24 protein-coding genes and 1 tRNA gene are annotated in these 24,033 nt (G+C 63.4%); 13 read left to right on the top strand and 12 right to left on the bottom strand.

Translation table 11 applies throughout. From position 1 onward, the window contains the following. The first annotated feature begins 126 nt into the window (after positions 1-126). Positions 127-645 (top strand): TIGR02281 family clan AA aspartic protease, encoded by a 519-nt coding sequence (locus AC1PUL_RS16980; RefSeq protein ID WP_480465275.1) that lies wholly within the window; start codon positions 127-129, stop codon positions 643-645. Positions 646-656: 11 nt separating this feature from the next. Here the strand turns inward: AC1PUL_RS16980 and deoA are convergent, their stop codons facing one another. From deoA to AC1PUL_RS16930, 10 genes are all read right to left on the bottom strand, one after another. Continuing rightward, positions 657-1,973, bottom strand: a complete 1,317-nt coding sequence (gene deoA / locus AC1PUL_RS16975) for a thymidine phosphorylase (RefSeq protein ID WP_480465274.1) — start codon at positions 1,971-1,973, stop codon at positions 657-659. A gap of 2 nt (positions 1,974-1,975) precedes the next feature. Continuing rightward, positions 1,976-2,752 (bottom strand): deoxyribose-phosphate aldolase, encoded by a 777-nt coding sequence (gene deoC / locus AC1PUL_RS16970; RefSeq protein WP_480465273.1) that lies wholly within the window; start codon positions 2,750-2,752, stop codon positions 1,976-1,978. Continuing rightward, entirely contained in the window at positions 2,739-3,545 is an 807-nt protein-coding gene (locus AC1PUL_RS16965) for a purine-nucleoside phosphorylase (RefSeq protein ID WP_480465272.1), read from the bottom strand. Before AC1PUL_RS16965 ends, deoC begins: the two co-directional genes overlap by 14 nt. After that, on the bottom strand, positions 3,542-3,934 hold the full coding sequence (locus tag AC1PUL_RS16960) for a cytidine deaminase (protein WP_140825762.1): 393 nt from the start codon (positions 3,932-3,934) through the stop codon (positions 3,542-3,544). The genes AC1PUL_RS16965 and AC1PUL_RS16960 overlap by 4 nt, the downstream gene beginning before the upstream one ends. A gap of 3 nt (positions 3,935-3,937) precedes the next feature. Further along, a complete protein-coding gene (locus tag AC1PUL_RS16955) occupies positions 3,938-4,909 on the bottom strand; it encodes an ABC transporter permease (protein ID WP_480465271.1) in 972 nt (323 codons plus the stop codon). Between the two features lie 10 nt (positions 4,910-4,919). Continuing rightward, positions 4,920-6,023, bottom strand: a complete 1,104-nt coding sequence (locus tag AC1PUL_RS16950; RefSeq protein ID WP_480465270.1) for an ABC transporter permease — start codon at positions 6,021-6,023, stop codon at positions 4,920-4,922. A gap of 7 nt (positions 6,024-6,030) precedes the next feature. Continuing rightward, positions 6,031-7,551 (bottom strand): ABC transporter ATP-binding protein, encoded by a 1,521-nt coding sequence (locus AC1PUL_RS16945; protein ID WP_480465269.1) that lies wholly within the window; start codon positions 7,549-7,551, stop codon positions 6,031-6,033. Positions 7,552-7,617: 66 nt separating this feature from the next. Continuing rightward, positions 7,618-8,610, bottom strand: coding sequence for a BMP family lipoprotein (locus tag AC1PUL_RS16940; protein ID WP_480465268.1), 993 nt, complete (start codon positions 8,608-8,610; stop codon positions 7,618-7,620). Positions 8,611-8,866: 256 nt separating this feature from the next. Then, entirely contained in the window at positions 8,867-9,526 is a 660-nt protein-coding gene (gene msrA, locus AC1PUL_RS16935; protein ID WP_480465267.1) for a peptide-methionine (S)-S-oxide reductase MsrA, read from the bottom strand. Positions 9,527-9,711: 185 nt separating this feature from the next. Then, entirely contained in the window at positions 9,712-10,032 is a 321-nt protein-coding gene (locus AC1PUL_RS16930) for a hypothetical protein (protein WP_480465266.1), read from the bottom strand. A 171-nt stretch (positions 10,033-10,203) separates the two neighbouring features. On the opposite strand from AC1PUL_RS16930, the gene AC1PUL_RS16925 reads away from it, so the two are divergent. The 10 genes from AC1PUL_RS16925 to AC1PUL_RS16880 all read left to right on the top strand — a co-directional run bounded on the left by AC1PUL_RS16925 (position 10,204) and on the right by AC1PUL_RS16880 (position 18,478). Beyond that, positions 10,204-10,293, top strand: a tRNA-Ser gene (locus AC1PUL_RS16925). A gap of 166 nt (positions 10,294-10,459) precedes the next feature. Further along, complete coding sequence (locus tag AC1PUL_RS16920; protein ID WP_480465265.1) at positions 10,460-11,446, top strand: GlxA family transcriptional regulator; 987 nt, start codon at positions 10,460-10,462, stop codon at positions 11,444-11,446. Between the two features lie 130 nt (positions 11,447-11,576). Further along, positions 11,577-11,969 carry a hypothetical protein gene (locus tag AC1PUL_RS16915; RefSeq protein WP_480465264.1) on the top strand — a complete coding sequence of 131 codons (393 nt, stop codon included), beginning with the start codon at positions 11,577-11,579 and terminating at the stop codon, positions 11,967-11,969. 96 nt (positions 11,970-12,065) lie between these two features. Continuing rightward, positions 12,066-12,746 (top strand): Crp/Fnr family transcriptional regulator, encoded by a 681-nt coding sequence (locus AC1PUL_RS16910; protein ID WP_480465263.1) that lies wholly within the window; start codon positions 12,066-12,068, stop codon positions 12,744-12,746. Between the two features lie 27 nt (positions 12,747-12,773). After that, on the top strand, positions 12,774-14,186 hold the full coding sequence (locus AC1PUL_RS16905) for a PepSY-associated TM helix domain-containing protein (RefSeq protein WP_480465262.1): 1,413 nt from the start codon (positions 12,774-12,776) through the stop codon (positions 14,184-14,186). 78 nt (positions 14,187-14,264) lie between these two features. After that, positions 14,265-15,365: an ABC transporter substrate-binding protein gene (locus tag AC1PUL_RS16900; protein WP_480465261.1), complete on the top strand. Its 1,101-nt coding sequence runs from the start codon at positions 14,265-14,267 to the stop codon at positions 15,363-15,365. Then, complete coding sequence (locus AC1PUL_RS16895; RefSeq protein ID WP_480465260.1) at positions 15,362-16,426, top strand: FecCD family ABC transporter permease; 1,065 nt, start codon at positions 15,362-15,364, stop codon at positions 16,424-16,426. Before AC1PUL_RS16900 ends, AC1PUL_RS16895 begins: the two co-directional genes overlap by 4 nt. Continuing rightward, positions 16,423-17,208, top strand: coding sequence for an ABC transporter ATP-binding protein (locus AC1PUL_RS16890; RefSeq protein WP_480465259.1), 786 nt, complete (start codon positions 16,423-16,425; stop codon positions 17,206-17,208). The genes AC1PUL_RS16895 and AC1PUL_RS16890 overlap by 4 nt, the downstream gene beginning before the upstream one ends. After that, positions 17,205-17,735 (top strand): copper uptake system-associated protein, encoded by a 531-nt coding sequence (locus AC1PUL_RS16885; protein ID WP_480465258.1) that lies wholly within the window; start codon positions 17,205-17,207, stop codon positions 17,733-17,735. The genes AC1PUL_RS16890 and AC1PUL_RS16885 overlap by 4 nt, the downstream gene beginning before the upstream one ends. Before the next feature lie 332 nt (positions 17,736-18,067). Then, positions 18,068-18,478, top strand: a complete 411-nt coding sequence (locus tag AC1PUL_RS16880) for a hypothetical protein (RefSeq protein WP_480468613.1) — start codon at positions 18,068-18,070, stop codon at positions 18,476-18,478. Here AC1PUL_RS16880 and AC1PUL_RS16875 read toward each other — a convergent pair. After that, positions 18,475-19,284 carry an SDR family oxidoreductase gene (locus AC1PUL_RS16875; RefSeq protein ID WP_480465257.1) on the bottom strand — a complete coding sequence of 270 codons (810 nt, stop codon included), beginning with the start codon at positions 19,282-19,284 and terminating at the stop codon, positions 18,475-18,477. The genes AC1PUL_RS16880 and AC1PUL_RS16875 overlap by 4 nt on opposite strands. A 169-nt stretch (positions 19,285-19,453) precedes the next feature. Between AC1PUL_RS16875 and AC1PUL_RS16870 the strand changes: the two genes are divergently transcribed. Beyond that, entirely contained in the window at positions 19,454-20,263 is an 810-nt protein-coding gene (locus tag AC1PUL_RS16870; RefSeq protein ID WP_480465256.1) for an SDR family oxidoreductase, read from the top strand. Between the two features lie 15 nt (positions 20,264-20,278). Here AC1PUL_RS16870 and AC1PUL_RS16865 read toward each other — a convergent pair whose 3' ends face one another. Further along, positions 20,279-23,383 (bottom strand): DNA translocase FtsK, encoded by a 3,105-nt coding sequence (locus AC1PUL_RS16865; protein WP_480465255.1) that lies wholly within the window; start codon positions 23,381-23,383, stop codon positions 20,279-20,281. 254 nt (positions 23,384-23,637) lie between these two features. On the opposite strand from AC1PUL_RS16865, the gene AC1PUL_RS16860 reads away from it, so the two are divergent. Continuing rightward, positions 23,638-24,027, top strand: coding sequence for a hypothetical protein (locus tag AC1PUL_RS16860; protein WP_480465254.1), 390 nt, complete (start codon positions 23,638-23,640; stop codon positions 24,025-24,027). Positions 24,028-24,033: the final 6 nt, after the last annotated feature.

Below are 24,033 nucleotides of genomic sequence, written 5' to 3'. Positions count from 1 at the left end.
TTTCTTAACCAGATCGCAAGGTTTGACGGCCCGAAACTCCGGTTTCGGGCCGTTTTGCGTTGCAGGTTATCCAACTTCTTCTGCCTGCCTGCTACGATCCCGGCATTGTCCAAGGGGATATTGCCGATGTTTGCCCGTACGCTCTTCACAGTCCTGATGCTTGCGCTTTCCGCCAGCCAGTGGCCGACGATCGCGTCGAAGGTCGAGGCTATGCTGGCCGAGCGTGAGACCACCGCGCCCGAAGACGTCGCAGCCAGGCCCACCAATGCCCCTTCCGGCCAGACAGTACTGACCATGGGGCCGGGCGGCCACTATGAAGGCACGTTCAAGATGAACGGAAAGCCGGTCGAGGCCATGGTGGATACGGGAGCCTCGCTGGTTGCGATCAATGTCTCGACCGCCCGCCGTCTTGGCTTCAGCCCCGCAAGTCTCGATTTTCGCCACGAGGTCAACACCGCGAATGGATCGATCAAGGCTGCCCATGTCATTCTGGATCGTGTCGAGATCGGCAGCATCCGGGTGCGCGAGGTCGATGCCTTCGTCCTGTCCGACCAGGCGCTGTCATCGACGCTGGTTGGCATGAGCTTCATGAAAAAACTCAAGTCCTACACAGCCGAGGACCGCAAGCTGCGGATGATCCAGTAGGCCTGCGGCCTTTACTCAGCGCCGATCCTCAAGCCGATAACTGGCGTGGCATTGGGCTTCGTCTCTGAAATCCGGTAGCATTCGGCAACCGTCTTCGCGGCCTGTTTGGCTGCCGTCTCATCATTGGCCTGCACGAAGGCGATGGGCTCGCCTTTGGCGACGGCTGTGCCCAGCGGTCTGAAGCCGGAAATGCCAACGCCGTGGTCGATCTTGTCGCTCGGACGCTGGCGGCCCCCGCCAAGCGTGACAACCGCCAGCCCCAGCCCGCGCGTATCGCAGGCGCTGAGATAGCCGTCCTGCTCGGCAAGAACGGCCACTTCGACCTTGGCGCGTGGCAGATAACTCTCCGCCTTGTCCATGAAATCAGAGGGTCCGCCGAGTTCCACGACCATCCGGCCAAAGATCTCGGCCGCCTTGCCGGAGGCAAGCGCCTCGCGGCAGCGGGCAAGCGCCCCTGCCGTATCGGTCGCGACGCCGGCATTCACCAGCATTTCGGCCCCGAGTGCCAGCGTCACCTCTTCAAGCCGTGTGCCGCTCTTCTGACCTTTAAGGAAATCGACGGCATTCTGCACTTCGATTGCATTGCCGGCGCAATCGGCCAAGGGCTCGTTCATGTCGGTCAGAAGTGCCGTGGTCTTCACGCCGGCACCATTCGCCACCCGGACCAGCGAGCGCGCCAGGGCCTCCGCATCTTCGCTCTTGGCCATGAAGGCGCCATTGCCGACCTTCACGTCGAGCACCAGGCTTTCCAGCCCGGCGGCAAGTTTCTTCGACAGGATGGAGGCCGTGATCAGCGGAATGGATTCCACCGTCGCCGTCACGTCGCGGATCGCATAGAGCCGCTTGTCGGCGGGTGCGAGATCGCCCGTCTGGCCGATGATCGCACAGCCGGCGCCGTCCACCGTTCGGCGGAAGATCGTATTGTCGGGCATCACGTCATAGCCGGGGATCGACTGCAGCTTGTCGAGCGTGCCGCCGGTATGGCCAAGCCCGCGGCCCGAGATCATCGGCACCGCCAGCCCGCAGGCCGCCACGATCGGCGCCAGCATCAGCGAGACATTGTCGCCCACGCCACCGGTTGAGTGCTTGTCAGCCACCGGCTTGCCGACGCCTGCCCAGGAGAGCACGTCACCGGAATCGCGCATCGCAAGCGTCAGCGCAACGATTTCGTCCAGCGTCATGCCCTTGAAGAAGACGGCCATGGCAAAGGCCGCGACCTGCCCCTCGGAGATCGTTTCCTTGGAGAGCCCCTCGATGAACGCGGCAATCTCTTCGCCTGTCAGCGTGCCGCCATCCCGCTTGCGACGGATGATCTCCTGGGGAAGCATGGTCAATACCCCGAAATCTGAGCCTGAGCCTGATGGCCCGAAAGCACCGCAAGAATGTTGTCGAGCAGGCCCGAAGCACCGAAGCGGAAGGTCGATGGCATCACCCAGTCCTCGCCCATGATCGTGTCGGCAAGGCTGAGGTAAAGGGCGGCATCGGCCACGGTCGAGATCCCGCCAGCCGGCTTGAAGCCCACCTTCTTGCGGCTGTCGCGGATCGCCTGCAGCATGATGTCGGCGGCTTCCAGCGTCGCATTGACGCCGACCTTGCCGGTCGAGGTCTTGATGAAGTCCGCACCGGCCGCGATCGCCAGATCCGAAGCACGGCGGATCAGTGCGATGTCCTTGAGCTCGCCGGTTTCCAGGATCGTCTTCAGGATCGCCGGACCGCAGGCACCCTTCACGGCAGACACCATATCGGTCACGGCCTTGTCGTCACCGGCCGCCAGCGCCCGATAGGGGATCACGAGATCGATGTCGTCGGCGCCATCCGCAACCGCATCGCGCGTTTCGGCCAGAACGTCCTCGGTCCTCATCTCGCCCGAAGGAAAGTTGACGACGGTCGCGATCCGGATCGGGCTGTCCGGTCCAAGCAGCGTACGCGCCTGCATCACGAAGCGCGGCCAGATGCAGATGGCAGCCGTCGGGCCAAAGGCGCTCTGCGCCTTGCCGCAAAGGGTTACGATTTGTTCGGGCGTGCAGTCGTCCTTGAGGTTGGTGAGGTCGAGCAGCGAAAGCGCCCGCGACGCGACAGCGCGCAGTTCTTGATTATCCAATATCATTTCCTCCGCCGATCATCCGTTTCAGGATGGTGGCCAGACGTTTGCCGCCGATCGGCGCCATGTCCTTGGTTTCTTCGTGGCTCAGCTCGCCACCGGTCATGCCCGCCCCATAATTGGTGATCACGGAGGCAGCTGCAACCCTCAACCCGTAGAATCGGGCGAGGATCACCTCCGGCACGGTCGACATGCCCACGGCATCCGCACCCAGCACGCGCGCCATGCGGATCTCCGCCGGCGTTTCGAAGCTCGGGCCGGAGAACCACATATAGACGCCCTGCGACAGCGGTACGCCCTCAGCCTCCGCTGCCGCCCGCATCGCAGCCTGCAGCTCGGCATCATAGGCCGAAGTCATGCCGACGAAGCGCGCATCGCTCGGCTCGCCGATCAAAGGGTTCTTGCCCGAGAAGTTGATGTGGTCGGTGATCTGCATGACCGAGCCCGGGGCCATGTCCTCGCGCAGCGATCCTGCGGCATTGGTGAGGATCAGCGTCGTGACGCCAAGTCCCATCAGCACTTCGATCGGAACCCGCATCGCGGTCGGATCGCCGTGCTCGTAATAATGCACCCGACCCGCCAGCATGATCACCGGCGTCTTGCCCAGCATGCCGGCCACAAGTTCCCCCGCATGGCCGGAGACGGCGCTCACCGGAAAGCCGGGAAGCTCGGAATAGGGCACGCGAACCGCATCCCGCACCTCGTTGACAAGCGAACCGAGGCCAGACCCCAGCACGATCGCGTGGCGCGGAATAAGCCCGTTGAGCCTTTCCACGAGAAGATCGACAGCCGCCTTCATCCGATGACATCCGTCTTGAAGCTGAGCGGCAGAAGCTCGTCCATGGTCATGGTCTTCTGCACACCCACTTCGTCGCAGAGATAGATCTTGGTGTCCGCAGAGGCGAATTCCGAGATCTTCTGCCGGCAGCCACCGCAGGGCGGGCAGAGCGCCAGCTTCTCGGCAATCACCGCCATCTCGACGATCTTCTTGCCCCCGCCCATGATCATGCAGCCGATCGCCGTCGGCTCCGCACACCATCCTTGAGGGAAGGAGAGGTTCTCGATGTTGGCGCCCGTATAGATCTTGCCGTCATCGGCACGGATCGCTGCCCCCACCGGGAACTTGGAGTAGGGGGCATGGGCAAAGGCCATGGCGCCGCGTGCCGCCTCGAAGAGATCGTGAGCCATGGATCAGCGCTCCTTGGTATAGGCCACACCACCGGCCTTCGGCGGATTGGCGGAGCCGATAAAGCCCGCAAGGAGAATGCAGGTCAGGATATACGGCAGTGCCTGGAAGAGCTGCACCGGCACCTCGCCGATGACGGGCAGTTCCTTGCCCTGCATGAAGTTGGCAAGCGCATCAAGGAAACCGAACAACAGGCAGGCGAACATCACAGGCACCGGCTTCCACTTGGCAAAGATCAGCGCGGCAAGCGCAATGAAGCCCTTGCCCGCCGACATGTCCTTGATAAAGGCCGCCGACTGGGCGATCGCCAGATAGGTCCCGGCGATGCCGCAGAGCACACCGGCCACCAGAACCGCGCGGTAGCGCAGGAAGGTCACGGAAATGCCGGCCGTATCGACCGCACCGGGATTTTCGCCCACCGCGCGCAGGCGAAGACCGAAACGCGTGCGATAAAGAACCCACCACGAGATCGGCACTGCGAGGAAGGCGATATAGGTGATGATGTTGTTGCCGGAGATGACGTTCGAATAGAGCGGCCCGATAAAGGGCACGTCGCGCATCATATCCGCACCAGGCAGGATGATCGGTGCGAAGCGGCCTTCGCCAGAAACCTGCGGCGTCCGGCCACCCTGGCCGAACCAGGCCTGGCCCAGCACAACAGTCAGACCCGCCGCTACGAAGTTCAGCGCCACGCCGGAGACGATCTGGTTGCCGCGATTGGTAATCGAGGCAAAGCCGTGGATCAGCGAGAAGACCAGCGAGACGGCAATGCCGGAAAACAGTCCGAGCCAGGCCGAACCGGTAAGATAGGCGACACAGGCGGCAGCAAAGGCCGAGGCCAGCATCTTGCCTTCAAGCCCGATGTCGAACACGCCGGCGCGCTCGGAATAGAGGCCGGCAAGGGCGGCCAGGATCAACGGGATCGACAGACGGATCGTCGAGCCGAGGATGCTGATGAGCATGTCAAAGGATTCCATGGTCGCGTCCTCAGGCCTTTGTCATTGACTGGTAGATCCGCACGATCATCGGGCGGCACATGAATTCCAGCGCGCCGGCAAACAGGATCACCAGACCCTGGATGACCACGATCATTTCGCGGGTGATGTTGGGCATGTCGAAGGAGAGCCAGGCGCCACCCTGATAGAGAATGCCGAACAGGATGGCAGCGAGCACGATGCCAAGCGGATGGTTGCGCCCCATCAGCGAGACGGCAATCCCGACAAAGCCGGCGCCGGCAACGAATTCCACCTGAAGACGGGCCGAGGCGCCCAGTACCGGATTGAGAGCCATCATGCCGGCGAGACCGCCGGAGATCAGCATGGTGATCATGACGATCTTCACATAGGGAATACCGGCATAGGCGGCCGCCGACCGGCTGATGCCGAGTGTGCGCATCTCATAGCCGAGCTTGGTGCGCCAGATCAGCACCCAGACGACAACACACATCACGAGTGCGATCAGGAAGGACACGTTGAACGGCGCAGGCCCGAGCGTGCCGCCGAACATGGCGATCAGCCAGTCGAGCTTCGGCAGCTGGCCGCCTTCGAGGAAGGTGCGGGTCTCCGGCGCCATCTTGCCGGGCACGATCAGCACGTTGACCAGAAGATAGACCATCAGCGCCGCGCCGATGAAGTTGAACATAATCGTGGTGATAACGATATGGCTGCCGCGCTTGGCCTGCAGCCAGGCCGGGATAAAGGCCCAGGCAGCACCAAAGAGCGCTGCCGCCATAATCGCAAACGGCATGGTCACATACCACGGCACATAGTGATCGAGCGCGAGTGCCGCGAGTGCTGCACCGAGACCGCCGAGATAGGCCTGACCTTCGGAGCCGATATTGAACAGACCGGCATGATAGGCGACCGCCACCGAAAGCCCGGTGAAGATGAAGCTTGTCGCATAAAACAGCGTAAAGCCGATGCCTTCGCCGCTGCCAAGTGCGCCCTCGATCATCAGCTTCAGCGCTTCCCACGGGTTTTCACCGATGATCCAGACCACTAGGCCCGACATCAAAAAGGCCAGCGTGAGGTTAATCAGCGGCAGCAGCGCGTAGTTGATCCAGTTCGGAAGGGGTACGGATGCAGTGCTCATCAAAACCTCAAGCGGCAATGCCGGCCATCATCAGGCCGAGTGTCTGTTCGCCTGTGTCAGGCGTCTTTTCGCCGACGACCTTGCCGGCGAACATCACCAGAATGCGGTCGGAGAGCGAGCGGATCTCGTCGAGTTCGACGGAGACGAGCAGCACGGCCTTGCCGGCGTCGCGCGTTTCCACGATCCGCTTGTGAATGAATTCGATGGCGCCGATATCGACGCCGCGCGTCGGCTGGCCGACGATCAGCAGCTTCGGGTCGCGCTCGATTTCGCGCGCCACGACGATCTTCTGCTGGTTGCCGCCCGAAAAGTTGGCCGTCTTCAGCCGCGGGTTCGGCGGGCGGATGTCGTATTTCTCGATCTCGTCCACCGCCGCCTTGCGGATCAGGTTCGGATCGAGGAACGGACCCTTGCCGTAACGCTCGTCGCGGTGATAGCCGAGAATTGCGTTCTGGCTTTCCTCGAAGGGAAGCACCAGACCCATGTGATGGCGGTCTTCCGGTATATGCGCCACGCCGATGCCGCGCAGCTCTGCCGGATCGAGACCCGCCACATTCTGCCCGTTGATCCAGATTTCGCCCGAGGTCGGCTTGCGGATGCCGGTGATTGCTTCCAGAAGCTCGCTCTGGCCATTGCCGGCAACACCTGCGATCCCGACGATCTCGCCATCGCGAACGTCGAAGGAGACATTGTCGACCATGACGACGCCGCGGTTGTCCTTGACCGTCAGGTTGCGCACGGAGAGGAAGACCTCGCCCGGATTGGCCGGCTTCTTCTCCACATGCAGGAGCACGCGGCGACCGACCATCAGCTCAGCGAGCTCTTCGACCGTGGTCTCCGAGGTCTTACGGGTCGCGACCATCTCGCCCCGGCGCATGACCGACACCGTATCGGTAATCGCCATGATCTCGCGGAGCTTGTGGGTGATCAGGATGACAGTCTTGCCCTGGTCGCGCAGCACGCCAAGGATCTTGAACAGGTGATCGGCTTCCGCCGGGGTGAGAACGCCCGTCGGCTCGTCGAGGATCAGGATCTCGGCTCCGCGATAAAGCGCTTTCAGGATTTCGACGCGCTGCTGCAGACCGACCGGCAGTTCCTCGATGATCGCATCGGGATCCACTTCCAGCTCGTAGTCTTCTTCCAGCTTCTTCAGCGCCGCGCGCGCCGCATCCGTGCCCTTGCCGAGCAGGGCGCCGCCTTCGGCGCCGAGCATCAGGTTTTCGAGCACGGTGAAATTCTCGACCAGCATGAAATGCTGGTGCACCATTCCGATTCCGGAACTGATGGCGGTCTGGCTGTCCTTGATGGTGATCGGCTTGCCGTCGATCTGGATGGATCCATGATCGGCCTGATAGAAGCCGTAGAGGATCGACATCAGCGTCGATTTGCCGGCGCCGTTTTCACCGATGATGCCGTGGATCGAGCCCTTGGCGACCGTCAGATTGATATTCTTGTTGGCATGCACCGCACCGAACTTCTTGTCGATGCCGATCAGTTCGATCGCGGGTACCTGGCTCGCTGTACTCATTCCGGTCTCCCAGACATAAAAAAAGCGCAGGACGACTGATCAGCCGTCCTGCGCTCGGATTTGCACTCACTTCGGGCAGGAATTGTCCGACATGTAGTCGTGCACCTTGACCGTGCCAGCGATGATGTCAGCCTTGGCCTTCTCGACGGCAGCCTTCATCTCTTCGGTGATCAGCTTGGCGTTGTGTTCGTCCAGCGCATAGCCAACGCCGTCTTCGGCAACGCCGAGGGCCTGCAGGCCGGGCGTGAACTTGTCGTTCTTTGCATCGGCATAGGCGTTGTAGACAGCGAGATCGACGCGCTTGACCATCGAGGTCAGGACCGAACCCGGATGCAGGTAGTTCTGGTTGGAATCGACGCCGATCGACAGCTTGCCGTTGTCGGTGGCCGTCTGCAGAACGCCGAGACCGGTCGCACCGGCTGCCGCGTAGATGACATCCGCACCCTGGTCGATCTGGTTCTTGGTGAGTTCACCGCCGCGAACCGGGTCGTTCCAGGCAGCACCGGTCGTGCCGGTCATGTTCTGGAAGACTTCGATGTCAGCCTTGGCAGCGCGTGCGCCCTGCTCGTAGCCGCAGGCGAACTTGCGGATCAGCGGGATGTCCATGCCGCCGATGAAACCGACCTTGCCGGTGGTGGAGGCCATGCCGGCGAGAAGACCGACGAGGTAGGACCCCTCATGCTCCTTGTAGACGACCGAACGGACATTCGGCTTGTCGACCACGGAGTCGATGAGCACGAACTGGGTATCCGGGAATTCAGCGGCAACCTTTTCGATGGCCGATGTCCAGGCGAAGGACACGGCCACAACCGGGTTGAAGCCACGCGAGGCGAAGTTGCGGATAGCCTGTTCGCCCTGCGTGTCGCTGGTCGGCTCGAAGTCGCGATATTCAATGCCGGTCTCGGCCTTGAACTTTTCGGCGCCACCATAAGCAGCTTCGTTGAAGGATTTGTCGAACTTGCCGCCCGTGCCGTAAACCAGCGCCGGCTTGATATCGGCCGCAAGCGCGGTCGTCGACATCGCGGCCAAGGCAAAGAGACTGAGGAGGGTTTTCTTCATTGTGCAGCCCTGTTGTTGCTATTGATCTTGTTGGGTCCTCCCGCAAGCCTTCTCCGAAGAGAAAGACATGTCTGCGGAACCGCCGCCCCCTTTTCCGGAGGTCCTGGCTGGCTTTCATCCTTGCATGGCTCGTTTCAAAATTCACCAGATTTTTTTCATCTGGTAAAGATTCACAAGCCTGCTGATTTTTCAGCGCCTGGCGCTGAAAAATCAGTCAGATCAATGAGATTTGTGCTGCTGGATTGAGCAATTGCCCTTAAGCCGCAGGCGTAATCGGGCAGGAGACGCCCGTACCGCGCAGCCCGCAATAACCGTTGGGATTCTTCGCCAGATACTGCTGGTGATAGTCCTCGGCATAATAGAACGTATCTGCATGGGCGATTTCCGTGGTGATCCGGCTGTTCTTTCCGGCCTTCACCAACGCCTCCTGGAACCGGTCGCGCACGGCAACGGCAAGCGCCATATCGTCCTCATCCTCGACATAGATCGCCGAGCGGTAGGTCGTGCCGATATCGTTGCCCTGGCGCATGCCCTGTGTCGGGTCATGGGCCTCGAAGAACACCTTGAGCAGGCCTTCGAGCGTGATCTTTCCCGGGTCATAAACGACCTTGACCACTTCCGTGTGTCCGGTGAGGCCCGTCACGGTTTCCTGATAGGTCGGGTTCGGCGTGATCCCGCCCTGATAGCCGGATGCCGTCAGATAAACCCCAGGCGTCTGCCAGAGCAGGCGCTCAGCACCCCAGAAGCAGCCCATCCCGAGATAGACGGTCTTCATGCCCTGCGGCACGGCGCCCTTGAGCGGCAGACCCGAGACGAAATGCGTCGATGCCGTCGGGATCGGCTCGGCACGGCCTGGAAGCGCGTTCTCGGCCGTGGGCATGACAGTCTTCTTGTTGAACATATCGATCAGGAACATATGAAACCTCCTGAGGCCGTCCTTCGGCCTGTTTTCCCGTTTGAAGCTTTGCACCGCCGGCAGCTTGCTGCTCACGACATCAGGCAAATCGGCTTCTGCTTCTGCGTCTATGGTCGCCGATACCCTGTAAAACTTACAAGCTCACGGCGCCCTGTGGCGCTGGTTCCTGATCTCAGCCCGCCCCGTCAGGCGGCAAACCGTCCGGCCGGAGAGGGTCTTTTGTACCCGATCATCCAGAAGACGAGAGACAGAACCAGCATCGCCGCAAAGGCGGGCTGCGGCAGCACCACGTCGCGAACGGCAAGCCAGGCGCCATCGCCGAGCCGCGTAACCACCAGGGTCTCCAGCCCCATCAGCGACCCTGGATGGGCGCCGATCCAGGCCACCGAAAGCGGCGTCATCAGCACCTGCGAAGCCGAAACGGATGCGATCGCATCGACGACGCCGAGCACGACGGCCACACAAAGCGCAAGCAAACTCAAGAACCTGAACAGGAACCGCACCACAAAACTCTCCGGCTGAAGCCCGCTTCCCTCTCGGGACCCCGCGTGCTGCGCCTATAGATAGGGATTTGTCGGCCGTTGTCAAAATTCTGATAGATTTAGGTTGATCCGCCGAAATTCCTCGGTATATATCGCGCCCGACCAACCGCGGTAGTTTTTCCCCGCGATCCCCCTGGACAGGTGGCCGAGTGGTTTAAGGCGCACGCCTGGAACGCGTGTGTGCGTGAAAGCGTACCGTGGGTTCGAATCCCACCCTGTCCGCCATTATCCTATAACGTGCGACCATTTCGAAATCGGCATCGGCCCTTTACGCCGTGTGCCCTGGACTCACAGATCTGTGCGATCCTGATACCCTCCAGCATGTCGCTCCGATTGCGGCAACACCGCCCCACTGATAGAGTCCCGATCCGGAAATGCGGAGATCGAACCCATGTCGGCGGATGAAGCGGCAAAAAGGCCAAGGCTGAAGATCGGCTTCGTGCTATCGCGCTCGTTCACGCTCTCGGCCTTTGCCCTGTTCATCGATACCATTCGCCTCGCAAGCGACGAATATGACCGCTCCGGCCGCGTGCTGGCCGATTGGCAGGTGCTCGGCAGCACCCGCCATCTGATCACCTCCAGCTGCGGCGTGCAGGTCGCGCCGACAAGCGATTTCGTCGATCCCAGCCGCTTCGATTACATCGTCGTGGTCGGTGGCCTGCTGTCCCGCCAGCCGGCCGTCGATGATCAGACCATCGCCTTCATCAGGAAGGCCGATGCCCAGAAGGTCCCTCTGATCGGGCTGTGCACCGGCACCTTCATCCTCGCTGATGCCGGGCTGATGAAGAACCACCAGACCTGCGTCAGCTGGCTGCATTACCAGGAGTTCCGCGATCGTTTCCCCGATCACGAGGTCCGCTCCGACCGCCTGTTCAATCTCGATCGCCGCCGTGGCTCTTGCGCTGGCGGCAGCAGCTCTGCCGACCTCGCTGCCTTCATCGTCCGCCAGTATCTCGGCCACGACGCCGAACGCAATGCGCTCGAAGTCCTGCAGATCGAGAAAGCCCGCACCAACAAAGACATCCAGGTCCGCCGGCCGTTGACGATAGAATGCGACGATCCCCGGGTGAAAGCGGTTCTGATCCTGATGGAGCAGAGCCTCGAAAACGAACTGACCATCGACCAGCTCGCCCGCTCCGTCGGTCTGTCGCGCCGCCAGCTGGAGCGCCTCTTCGCCCAGAAGATCGATGTCTCCCCCGCCCGCATCTATACCAAGCTCCGCATGGAGCGAGCCAAGATGTTGGTCACCCAGACCAATGCCTCGCTGATCGATATCGCCCTGCAGGTCGGTTTCCAGAACACCTCCCATTTCACCCGCGTCTTCAAGGGCACATACGGCAAGACGCCCGGCCAGATGCGCAGCCAGCCCGCCGCCTGACAACCCGGCGATACTCTAGCTTCAGGATCTGCTGTTTTAGCGTCCCTGCCTGCGACGTCATGGGGTGCGATCACCCGCTTGTGAGCGATCCGGACGAGTGCTATCCATGCCAAATCTGTCGGGGGATAGAATGGCCGATTGGCGCATCCGGATGAGTTTTGACCGGGCGACACGCTTGCTTTGCGTTGTCGCGCTGGTCCTGCTCGGCCTGGCGCATCGGCCTGCCGTTTCGCCCGCCCCGCAGCTCTCCCCGCAGGAAATTGCCGCCCTGACACTGCCGGACGGCACCCTGCCGGAACTCTGCCTGCCATCCGAGGATGGCAAGGGCAAGGCCCATGCGTTGTCATCCGATTGCGAGGCCTGCCGCATCTCCGCAGCAGCGCTTCTGCCCGCGCCGGGTGATGCGACGGGCATCCGCCTGCCGCTCACGGCGTCCGTGACATTGCCTCAGCCGGCAGAAGCCCACTACCGCCAGCTTTTCCCGCCCGACAGCCATCCCCGCGCACCCCCCGTGTCCGTCTGATCGACTGTCGTCGCCGGCGCTTCGCGTCGGTCGTTCGCATCGTCAGACCGGCGGGCATGCAGTCTCTGCAGCTCCGGTCGCAATCGGATGTCTGTCATGCTGCAAATGCTCGCAACCCACGGGGCAACGCCTCCGTTCCCCAACCTGTCTGCTCCACTGGCCGAAGTCAGGATATCGCAGGTCATCGGCCCGCTTCTTCCGCCGCGGACCATGGTCTTCCGCGAAGGCTCGGCCAGTACGCCACAGTATCGCGTCGTCGATGGCTGCGTCGCCACCGCCCAGACCCTGTCCGACGGCCGGCGCCAGATCATCGATCTCATCGGGCCTGGCCGCCTGATCGGCCTCGGCTTCGGTGACCGAAACCGTTGTTCTGCGGAAACGCTGGGTTTCACCCGACTGGAAGCCGTGTCCGAAACCATGGCCCAGGGCGAGCGTGACCAGGCCTTCGCCGAAATGCTGGCCCGGTCCCAGGCGCTCGTCATGTTGCTCGGACGCAAGACAGCCCCCGAACGTGTCGCCTCGGCGCTGCTTGATCTTGCCGGACAATTCGGTCGCCCGGCGCGCGACAAGCGACGGGGTGCGATCACCTTTCATCTTTACCCCACGCGCGGCGACCTCGCCGATTGGCTCGGCCTGACCCTCGAAACAGTCAGCCGCTGCCTCAGCCGTCTGAAAAAGGCAGGCCTCATCGACATCAGACAGGGCGACCTCGTCACCCTGCTCGACCCGCAAAAGCTCTCGGGCATCGCTGCCGGCGATCGCCCGCTCTCCCCGTGAACCCATTCCAACCAGTCGAGACCCAGAATGACCACCGTTTCCGATTTCTCCCCCGACAAGGCGAACAGCACAGCTCTGTCGCGCCGCTTCTACATCACCGCCTGGCGCTGGCACTTCTATGCCGGCCTCTATGTCGCGCCCTTCATGATCATGCTCGCCGTCACCGGCCTGATGATGCTGTGGACGGCGACCCTCTTCGGTCGCGACGGCGAAAAGACCTACACGGTCGAGCCACAGGCGACGGTTGCCTCCGTCTCCGCCCAGGCCGGCGCCGCCACCCTGGAGATCCCCGGCCAGATCATCCAGTACATCGCGCCGCGGACCCCTGAACAGGCCGCGCTCTTCCGCATCAATCAGGGCGAAACCTCCTTCATGGTCGCGGTCGATCCCTACAGCGCCGAGGTCCTTGGTCACTGGGACCGCCGCAGCGGTCTTTATGATCTCGCAAGCGATATCCACGGCACACTGCTGATCGGCGACCTCGGAGACCGCCTGATCGAGATCGCCGCCGGCTTCGGCATCGTGCTGGTCATCACCGGGCTTTACCTCTGGTGGCCGCGTGACGGCCAGGGCTTCGGCTCCGTTCTCGTTCCCCGCCTCGCGTCCAAGGGCCGCCAACTCTGGAAGTCGCTGCATCTGACGATCGGCTTCTATGCCTCGCTCTTCCTTGTGGTCTTCCTCATTTCGGGCCTCACCTGGGCCGGGATCTGGGGCGAGAAGATGACCCAGGCCTGGAGCACCTTCCCCGCCGAGAAGTGGGACAATGTCCCCCTGTCCGACAAGACCCATGCCAGCATGAACCATGGCGGCGTGAAGGAAGTGCCGTGGACGCTGGAACAGACCCCGATGCCGGCTTCCGGCTCGGATGCCGGTGTCACCGGCACGCCCGAAGGCCAGCCCGTCACGCTCGACGCCATCGTCACGCTCGCCCGCACGCTCGGCTTCGACCAGCGCTTCCAGCTTGCCTTCCCCGGCGACGAGACGGCCGTCTGGACCATTTCGCGTGACACGATGAGCAATGACAGCGCCAATCCGTTGATGGATCGCACCGTGCATGTCGACCAGTATTCGGGTCGCATTCTCGCCGATGTCGGCTTCGACGATTACGGCGCCGCCGGCAAGGCCATGGCCGCCGGCATCGCCTTCCACGAGGGCGACATGGGCCTCTGGAACCTCATCCTGGTCAATGTCTTCTGTCTGTCGCTCATCTTCCTCTCGGTCAGCGGTTTCGTCATGTGGTGGAAACGCCGCCCGAAGGGTGCTGCCCGCCTCGTCGCCCCGACAGTCGGCGAGCCCGGACCGCTCTGGAAGACCGGAGCGCTGGTCATGCTGGGAACGGCCCTGCTCTTCCCGCTCTCCGGCGCCGTTCTCCTGGCGGTTCTCCTCCTCGACCTCCTCGTCTTCCGCCACATCACGCCGCTGAAGAAGGCGCTCAGCTGATTGACGGCGATCGGTGCGGCGGCGGGCTTGCTGCCGCCGCACCCACTTTAAATCCATGAAATACAAAGGGTACCATTGATGAAGAAACTCCTCCTCGCCGCTGTCGCGACGCTCGCCTTTGTCGGCCAGGCCTTTGCCGATATCACCGTCACCGATGTCAAGGGCCGGACGGTCACCGTGCCGGATGTGCCTGAGCGCGTCGTGCTCGGCTTCTACTACGAAGACTATCTGGCCATCGCCGGCCCTGATGCCCTCGACAAGGTCGTGGCGCTGTCGCTCTCCACCTGGAAGGACTGGCGCCCGAACCAGTTCGCCCTCTACGAGAAGGCCCTCCCGAAGCTCTCCTCCATCCCGGATATCGGCAACACCGAAGACAACACGTTTTCGATTGAAAAGGTCGTGGCCGCCAAGCCGGATCTCCTGATCTTGGCTGCCTGGTCCTATGACGCGTTGGGCGAAGGCGTGAAGCAGATCGAAGCCGCCGGCATCCCGATCGTCGTGCTCGACTACAACGCCCAGACCGTCGAAAAGCACATCGCCTCGACGCTGGCGCTTGGCAAGCTGATGGGCACGGAAGATCGCGCCGAGCAGCTCGCCAAGGACTATGAAGCGGCAATGGCCGACATCGACGCCCGCATCAAGGCAGCCGGTCCAACAGACAAGAAGGTCTATGTCGAACTCGCCCAGAAGGGCGCTGCCGAAGTCGGCAACTCCTATGGCGACACGATGTGGGGTGCGCTCATCGAAAAGCTTGGCGGCAAGAACATCGCCAAGGGCCAGGTCAGCAATTGGGGCCCGCTCAGCCCCGAATATGTGCTTGCCGAAAAGCCCGACCTGATCTTCCTCGCCGGTTCCGAATGGGTCAACCGCCCGCAGTCGGTCCAGGTCGGCTTCGGTGCCGATCCTGCCGTCACCCGCGAGCGGATGAAGCCCTATGTCGAGCGCGCCGGCTGGAGCGAGCTTCCGGCGGTCAAGAACGGCCAGGTTCATGCGATCTACCATGGCGGCGCCCGCACCCTGTCGGACTTCGTCTACGCCCAGTATATCGCCAAGCAGCTTTATCCGGACGCCTTCAAGGACGTCGATCCGGCGAAGAACATCGCCGACTATTACGCCAAGTGGCTGCCGATCAAGGCCGAAGGCGTCTTCGTGCTGCCCTATCAGGCCGCCGGCCAATGAGCCTCGCCTCCGGCGATATCGATGCGATGCACGGCGCGTTCCGCCGTGCATCCGTCCGCCGTGCGGTCAGCCTCGTGCTGGCCGCATCCGCACTCGTTGCTTTGATGCTGCTCGATCTGACCACCGGCCTCTCCGGCATGCCATTGCAGGATGTCTGGACGGGTCTCATCGCCGGGCCTGCCGGCGAAGACAAGACGATCGCCACCATCCTCTGGCAGCTGCGCATGCCGCAGACCCTGATGGGAGCCATCGTCGGCGCCTGCCTCGGGCTTGCCGGCCTGCAGATGCAGACCATTCTCGACAATCCGCTCGCCAGCCCCTTCACGCTGGGCTTCTCGGCCGCCGCCGGCTTCGGTGCAGCACTCGCCATCATGTTCGGCGGCGTCCTGCCACTCCCGATCTATATCGTCACCCCGCTCGCCGCCTTCGCCATGACGCTTGGCGCCGCCGGCATCGTGCATCTGATCGCAAGACTGCGTGGCGCTTCGCCGGAAATCCTGGTGCTGGGCGGCATCGCCGTGTCCTTCTTTTTCCAGTCCCTGCAGTCGCTCCTGCAATTCATGGCGTCGCCGGAAGTCCTCCAGCAGATCGTCTTCTGGCTGTTCGGCAGCCTGCTCAAGGCAAGCTGGACCAGCGTGACGGTCAGCGGCCTGATCTTCCTCGCCTGCCTGCCCTTTGTTGCCCGCAACTGCTGGTCCCTCACCACTCTGAAGCTCGGCGATGCCAATGCAAGGAGCCTCGGTCTCTCCGTCGACAGCCTGCGCCGGCAGAGCTTCGTGCTCGTGGCATTGCTCACCGCCGCTGCCGTCTGCTTCGTCGGCACCATCGGCTTCGTCGGGCTGATTGCCCCGCATGTCTGCCGCATGCTGGTCGGCGAGGATCACCGTTTCTCGCTGCCGCTGTCCGCCGTCATAGGTGCGATCATCCTAATCGGCGCCTCGGTGCTCGGCAAGGCCATCTCACCCGGGGCCGCCATTCCTGTCGGCATCGTCACCGCCGTCGCCGGCATTCCCATGCTTTTTGCAGTCATTCTGTTCTCCGGCAACCGGGGGCGCGCATGACCCACAGGCTGACACTCGAAAACCTCTCGGTCACCCGCAATCGCCGCCGGATCCTCGACAACATCGATTGCAGCCTGGCCGCTGGCCAGATCATCGGCGTGATCGGACCGAACGGCGCCGGCAAATCCACCCTGCTCGGCGCCATCGCCGGTACGGTTGCCTATAATGGCCTGATCCGCTTTGCCGACGCCCCGATCCACCATGCCGAAATCGGCTTCATGCCGCAGCAGAGCCAGGTGGCAGCGGATCTCACCGTCATGGAAGTTATCCTGCTCGGCCGCCACGAGCGCCTCGGCTGGCGCGTGGCCACGGATGTTCTCGAAGCCGCAGGTGCGATCCTGTCCGAGTTCGGCCTCGCCAATCTCGCTTCGCGCAAGATCCGCACGCTTTCGGGTGGGCAGCAGCAATTGGTCATGCTGGCTCAGCGCCTGCTCCGCGAACCCCGTTTGCTGCTCCTCGACGAAGCCACCAGCGCGCTCGATCTCGCCCACCAGATGCGCGTCTTCGACCTGCTGCGCCGCTATGTCATGCGCACCGGGGCCCTTGTTCTCTTCGCCATCCATGACCTCAATCTCGCCGCCCGCCATACCGACGGCGTCATCATGCTCGGCCAGGGTGGACTCGTTGGCGCCGGCCCATTCGAGGCCGTCATGACGCCCACCACGCTTCGCGACATCTACGGGGTCGAAGCGGAGTTTCTCACCTGCCGCCAAGGGCGGCCCGTCATCTTGCCGCTTTCAGCAATCCAGCAGCACTCACCCTCAGGAGGATATTCCCCATGAACAGGCATCTGATACCCGCCCTGGCGGCGATTCTTGCCCTCGCGATCCCCGCCTCGGTCTCGGCCCATTCGGGTCACAAACACCCGGAGGCCCATGCGGCCCATGGCGCAGGCTCCGCCCACGAACCCGCCCCGACAGGGGACGCTACCGTCGATATCACCGCAAAGCTCAAGGCGATGTTCGAAACCGAGGCAAACCCGCTTTCCGTCGAACCGGTCGTGGTCGCCGGTGACTGGGCGATCGCCGGCTGGACGCAGGACGGCAAGGGTGGGCGCGCGCTTCTGAAGCGCAAGGGCGAAGGCTGGAGCATTCATCTCTGCAGCGGCGACAGCCTGAAAGAAGCCGAGGTGCTGACCAAGATCGGCATCCCTGCTCACGACGCCGAACACCTCGCCCATCACCTCGCCGAAGCCGAGAAGCCGCTGCCGGCCGAAACGCTGGCTCTCTTCGCCAGCTTCGAGGGCACGGTGATGGTCGAAGGTGCCGAGGGCGAGGCCGGCCACGCCCATGGTGACCATAAGCCCTGACACTTCCGCATCCCGGTGACGGGCAATTGCCCATCATTATCGAACAGTTAGTCAGGAAACTTTCGATTTCGATAAATGTGATAGGCGCGCACGAAGAATGCACACAAGAGACAGTGACCCTTTGCGCCGTGATGGCGTTGAGGCAAGGCTCTCCGATGGTCGCGATTTCCTCTTCGGGTCACGCTTCACGAAGCCCGCACGGCGTCCCTAAAGGTTACGGTTGCCCGCTCACCGACGAATAGTGGAACCAGGCCTATCTCCGGCGGTTGGATAAAACGACCGAACCGCAGGAGAGGAACATGGATCCGCACAACGATGACAACAACCATGACATGGTGAAGTCGGAAAGGACGGCTCGCCCTCTGGAGCGGGCCGCCCGCGAGGCCGACGCCGCCGAGGCTGCGCAAGGCGGCGATGCGCATCCCGAGCGCCTCAATATCTATTGCCTGCAGCCCATCGCCGAACCCGATGATCCCCGCTGGGAGAACTCACCCTTCCAGGGCACCGTGGTGGTTGCCGCGCGTACCACCGGTGATGCACGAATCGTCGCTGCCGGACGAGAGCTCGACTTCATGGAAGTCGACGCCAAACCCGCCGAAGACGTGACCACATCCATGGCCAGCGCCTTCCGCTCGGACAAGCTCTATACCGTGATCGAAATCGACCGGGACCGGACCGACCTTCGTCGTGGTGTTCTCAAGGGCGACATCGCTATCGATACCATCCGTCCCGTGCAGGTCTAAAACGCCTTCGACGGATGCGGGCTGTCCTCATAGGCGCCCCAGATCGACTGGTCGAAATTGATCGTCGCCCCTGTCATCAGCCCTGATTCCTCCGAGGACAGATAGGCGCAGGCCCGCGCCACCTCGGCCGGGTCGACCAGCCGCCCGAAGGGCTGTTTCGCCGCCGCCTGGGCCAGCCAGTCCTCGGGCGCGCCGTGAAACTCGCGCTGGATCCGGTCTTCGCCGTCGCTCGCCATCCAGCCGATATTGAGCGCGTTCACCCGGATGCGGTTCTTCAGAAGCGCAAAGGCCGTATTGCGCGTCAGCGTATCGAGCGCGCCCTTGGAGGCACAATAGGCCGCAATGAACGGTTGACCGGCCATCGCCGACATCGAGGAGATGTTGACGATCGTGCCTTCCGTCTTCGTCTCCAGCATCAGCCTGATCGCCTCCTGCATCAGGAAGAACGGGGCCCGCGTGTTGATCGCAAACATCCGGTCGAAGAGCGCAGGATCGGTGTCGAGGATCGTGCCCCGGTCGGTGATCGCGGCAACATTCACCAGTGCATCGAGCCGCCCGAAGGTCTCGCGGGCCGCTGAAATCACCTGCCGGCAGTCCTCAACCTTTTCAAGATCGGCCGCCACGAAGTGCACCTTGGTACCATGGGCCTCGCTGATCGCCTTCGCTTTGGCCTCGCCTTTTGCCACGCTGCGCCCGCAGATCACCAGGCCTGCCGCCCCGCGCTCGGCAAACAGCCGCGCCACCTCGGCGCCCAGCCCCTGCGTTCCCCCCGTGACCACCGCGATCTTGCCATCCAGACGACTCATGCTCTTCCTCCTGCCATGCGCCGCAGCCCGCAGCGCAGGCCGCCATTTGGCCCTGTCTCCCATCCTGGCACAAGCCCTGTAACGGTCCTTCGAACCTGATCCTGCGCTTGACCGAGACAGTGTCGACCGGCACCCTCAGCAAAACCATTTGGCGAGGGCAAACAAAGACATGAAGACCGTCATCATAACAGGCGCATCCGAAGGCATCGGCCGCGAGCTCGCGCGCCAGATCGCCGAAAAGGAGAAGAGCGCGGTCGCCCTCGTCCTCGCCGCCCGCAATGTCGCGCGTCTGGACGATCTCGCCCGCGAGCTTCGGGGCCATGGCACCCGCGTGGATGTGATTCCCACCGATGTCACGGACCAGCAAGCCTGCCGTCACCTGATCGCCGAGACGATCAACCGGCTCGGCCGGATCGATGTGCTCGTCAACAATGCCGGCATGTCGGCGCATGCCAATTTCGAAGGCTTCACCAATGCCGATTTCGACTGGTCGGAAAAGCTGATGGTGATGAACTACTGGTCGGTCGTCTGGCTGACCCAAGCCGCCCTGTCGCATCTCATTGCCTCGAAAGGCCTCGTGGTTGGCGTCAGTTCTGTCGCCGGTCTCGTCGGCGTGCCCGGCCGCACCGCCTATTGCGCCACGAAATTCGCCATGAACGGCTTTCTCGAAGCGCTGCGTGCCGAACTCGCTCCCAAGGGTCTGCGCGTGATGATCGCCTATCCCGGCACGATCGATACCGATCTGCGCAAGCGCGGCTTCGGCCCCGGCGGTTCACCGGCCGGCGTCTCGATGATCCGGGACGACCGCGCCATGCCGGTCGAAACCTGCGCAAGGCTCATCCGCGAGGGCATGGAAAAGGGGCGCCGTGAAGTTCTCATGACGCCCCGGATGAAGCTCGGTCGCTGGCTCCGGCTTCTGGCGCCTGAGATCGTCGATCGCCTGGCGATGAAGGAGGTCAAGGCCGAGTTCCGGCCCTGACAGCCAGCCCAAGGCTTAGCCTTCGAAGTCGCTGTCGCCGCTCACCTCGCGTCCGCCGACGATGATCGCCCGCTTGCCGACATGGTTGGCAGCCCCCACGATGCCTTCCTGCTCCATACGCTCGACCAGCGAGGCGGCCTTGTTGTAGCCGATGGATAGTCGGCGCTGGATATAGGAGGTCGAGCACTTCTTGTCGCGCAGCACCACCTTTACGGCCTTGTCGTAGAGGTCGTTGGTGTCCTCTTCGCCCATGGCGCTCTTGTCGAAGACGGCAACATCCTCTTCCGGCTCGTCTTCCACCTCGTCCGCATCCTCGGTCACGGTGCCCAGGTACTCGGGGCGGCCCTGCAACTTCAGGTGCGCGACGACCTTCTCGACTTCCTCGTCGGAAACGAAGGGACCATGCACGCGGGCAATGCGTCCGCCGCCGACCATATGCAGCATGTCGCCCTGGCCGAGCAGGTGTTCGGCACCCGGCTCACCCAGAATGGTGCGGCTGTCGATCTTGGACGTCACCTGGAAGGAAACACGCGTCGGGAAGTTGGCCTTGATCGTGCCGGTGATGACATCGACCGAGGGACGCTGCGTCGCCATGATCAGGTGGATGCCGGCCGCACGCGCCATCTGCGCCAGCCGCTGGATCGCGCCTTCGATCTCCTTGCCGGCCACCATCATCAGGTCGGCCATCTCGTCGACCACGACGACGATGTAAGGCATCGGCGAGAGGTCGAGTTCCTGTTCCTCATAGACGATCTCGCCGCTCTGCCGGTCGAAGCCGGTCTGCACGGTGACGGTGATCGTCTCGCCCTTCTCGCGCGCCTGGGCCGCACGGGCGTTGTAGCCGTCGATATTGCGCACGCCGAGGCGGCTCATCTTGCGATAGCGATCCTCCATCTCGCGCACCGCCCATTTCAGCGCCATCACGGCCTTCTTCGGATCGGTCACGACCGGGGTGAGCAGATGCGGGATACCGTCATAGACGGAAAGCTCCAGCATCTTCGGATCGACCATGATCAATCGGCACTCGTCCGGCCGGAACCGGTAGAGCAGGGACAGGATCATCGTGTTGATCGCCACCGACTTGCCCGAGCCGGTGGTGCCGGCGACGAGCAGATGCGGCATCTTCGCCAGTTCGGCGATCACGGGCTCGCCACCGATGGTCTTGCCGAGGCAGACCGGCAGCTTGTAGCGCGTCTCGGCATAATCGGGCGTCTCGATCAGCTCGCGCAGATAGACCGTCTCGCGCACCGGGTTCGGCAGTTCGATGCCGATGACGTTGCGGCCAGGCACGACGGCGACACGCGCCGACAGCGCCGACATCGAACGGGCGATATCGTCCGAGAGGCCGATGACGCGCGAGGACTTGACCCCCGGCGCCGGCTCGAATTCGTAGAGCGTGACGACGGGGCCGGGGCGCACGTCGATCACTTCGCCCTTGATGCCGAAGTCTTCGAGCACGCTTTCCAGAAGCCCGGCGCTCTGCTCAAGCGCCTCTGCCGTCATCGTCACGCCCGTCTGCACCGGCGGCATTTGCAGATAGTCGAGATAGGGCAGCTCGTATTCGCCTTCACCCAGCGCTTCCTGCGCCTTGAACAGCGGCTGGCGCGGCTGTGCGGTCGAGATCGGGGCAGAGTGGGCGGTGTTCCCCTGAACCGCTGCCGGAGCGGCCATCTCCAGCGGCGCGGCAGTCTCGCTCATCGCCGGCTGGGCCTGTGCCGGCAAGAAAGACGCCGCCGACACGGCGCGGCTTGCCACCTCGCGGTAAAGCGCCACCACCGAGCCTGGCGTCGGCTCGAAGGCAGGCTTGCGCGGCACAGTCGGGACCGGCTGCGTCGCGAGCGAAACGCCCTCGGGACGATAACGCACGACTTCGGCGCGAACGGCCGAAACGGCCTGCGGTGCCGGCTCGGGAATGGTCCGCACGGGCTGCGGCGCGCTCGGCTGAACCGGCGGACGAGCGACCGGCATGCGCGACTGCGCCACCGGCCTTGCGGCAACGGGCCGTGCCATCTCGATTTCGGCGGGCGCCTCCACCGGCGCAACCATGGCCTCGAAGAAGATATGGTCCGACAGGAGGGAGGCGATCGGAAGCGGTGAGGCCGGCGGCTCGGCTTGTATTGCGGCGGGTGCCACAGCGACCAGTGGCTCGGGCATAGCCGGCGCCGGATTGGTCATCTGCGCCCAGGCGGCAAAGCTCGGTGCGGCAGCCGGGCTTGCAGCCGGAGCAGTTGCAACTGGCTGCGCAGGTGCAGACGCTGTCACCGGAGCCGCGACCGGCTCCGGAGCGACCGGCTGGGGCGGTGTGCGCAGAAACGCGTTGCGCACCATCGGCGGACGCGGCGTCGGGGCTGCCTGCTGGGCGGCAAGCCGTGCGGCCTCGGCCTGTTGGGCCAGCGACCGCTGCAGATGCGGCGGCACTTGCGCCTCGGTTCCCGGACGTGTGGCAGAGCCGACGCTGGCGGCTTGCGTGCTCGCCAGCACGCTGCGCATGCCCTGAACGAGCGGCGCCGGCTGCATCGGCTGTGGTGCCGGGCCGATCTCGCCCGTCGCAGCACCCTCGGTCATGGAGGCTTCCCAGGCAGCCTGTTCGGCCTGCTGGCGCGCCAGTTCGCGGCGAAGCTTGTAGGTAAGCGCCCGCGCGCCCACCGCATCCGGCGGCTGCGGCAGCGTCACGGAGGCCGGCATGCGCGGTGCTTCCGGCTTCGGTGCCGGAGCAGGCGCGCCGGTGCGCGGCAGTCCGGCAAAGGGCACGTTGTTCAAAGGGGCCGCTGCCTGCGGCCTCTGCGGCTGCATCGCCGGCGCGCGATGGGTGGCCGTCTGCGTCACGGGTGCGGGCTGCTGGGCGCCATGCTGCTTTGCGATGGGGTGCTGCGGCGCGCTCGGGCGCGCGGCCTGTGCGCTTGTCGAGGGGGCGGCGTTTGGCTGGGGCTCCTGCTTGGCCGGCACCCGGTCGGGCGTGCGCGTAAACCGCACATTCGGGCCCAGCACGAAAGCCGTCTGCCAGACCGGTGTTTCATCACGGCCCTCGATCTGGTTGGCCGCCGACTGATCGGCGCCTTCACCCTTGTTATCCCCTAACTGATTGACCTGATACGCGGAATTGGAACGGGGAGGGTGCATCGAAAACCTGAACGCTGGCGGGATACAAGAACGCGAAAACGGAGCTATCTGAGTAGAAAATAAAGGTTAACGACCGCTTTCCATCCAGCAGGTGTCTCTAATGTACGGGCACCCTTAAAACGACGGTTTCGACCCCGATGCCGCTGTTGCCAAAGCCGAATTTCCTCACCTGCGACAAGAAGCGGGACCCCAAGTTTTTTTCTCGCGCCGTATCTCGGCTCGGGCTATGGACGGTAACGAACAGAAAGCCGGTCATGTCGAAGAAAGAGAAGCCCAGCCCCTTGAAGAAGCTCCTGAAGGCCTGGACATCAGCGGGTCCGGAAGAGCGTAAGGCCTTTCTCGATCTGGTCCAGGCCGAGGCGCGGGCGAGGGGCGCCGACACCTCGCGGCAGGGCCAGGACCCGGTGCCCGACGATGCCGCAGCCCTCATTGCCAATGGCCGCTATCTGCTGCCCTCGACCATCGAGCGGGTGGAAATGGTGATGCGTGCCCGCAAACTCTCGCCCTCCGCTGTGATGGCCGAACTCGGCTATTCCAGCCGTGACGCCTCGCTCACCCGCGCGCTTGCCATGAAGGCCTCGCTGCGGCTCTCGGTCATTGCTGCCTTGGCGGAGTGGCTCGACCGTCACGAATCGGCCAACTGAGCCGCC

Source organism: Rhizobium sp. P43 (assembly GCF_056730705.1).
Note: the sequence above shows the minus strand (reverse complement) of the source record. Positions and strands in the feature narration are given on the sequence as shown.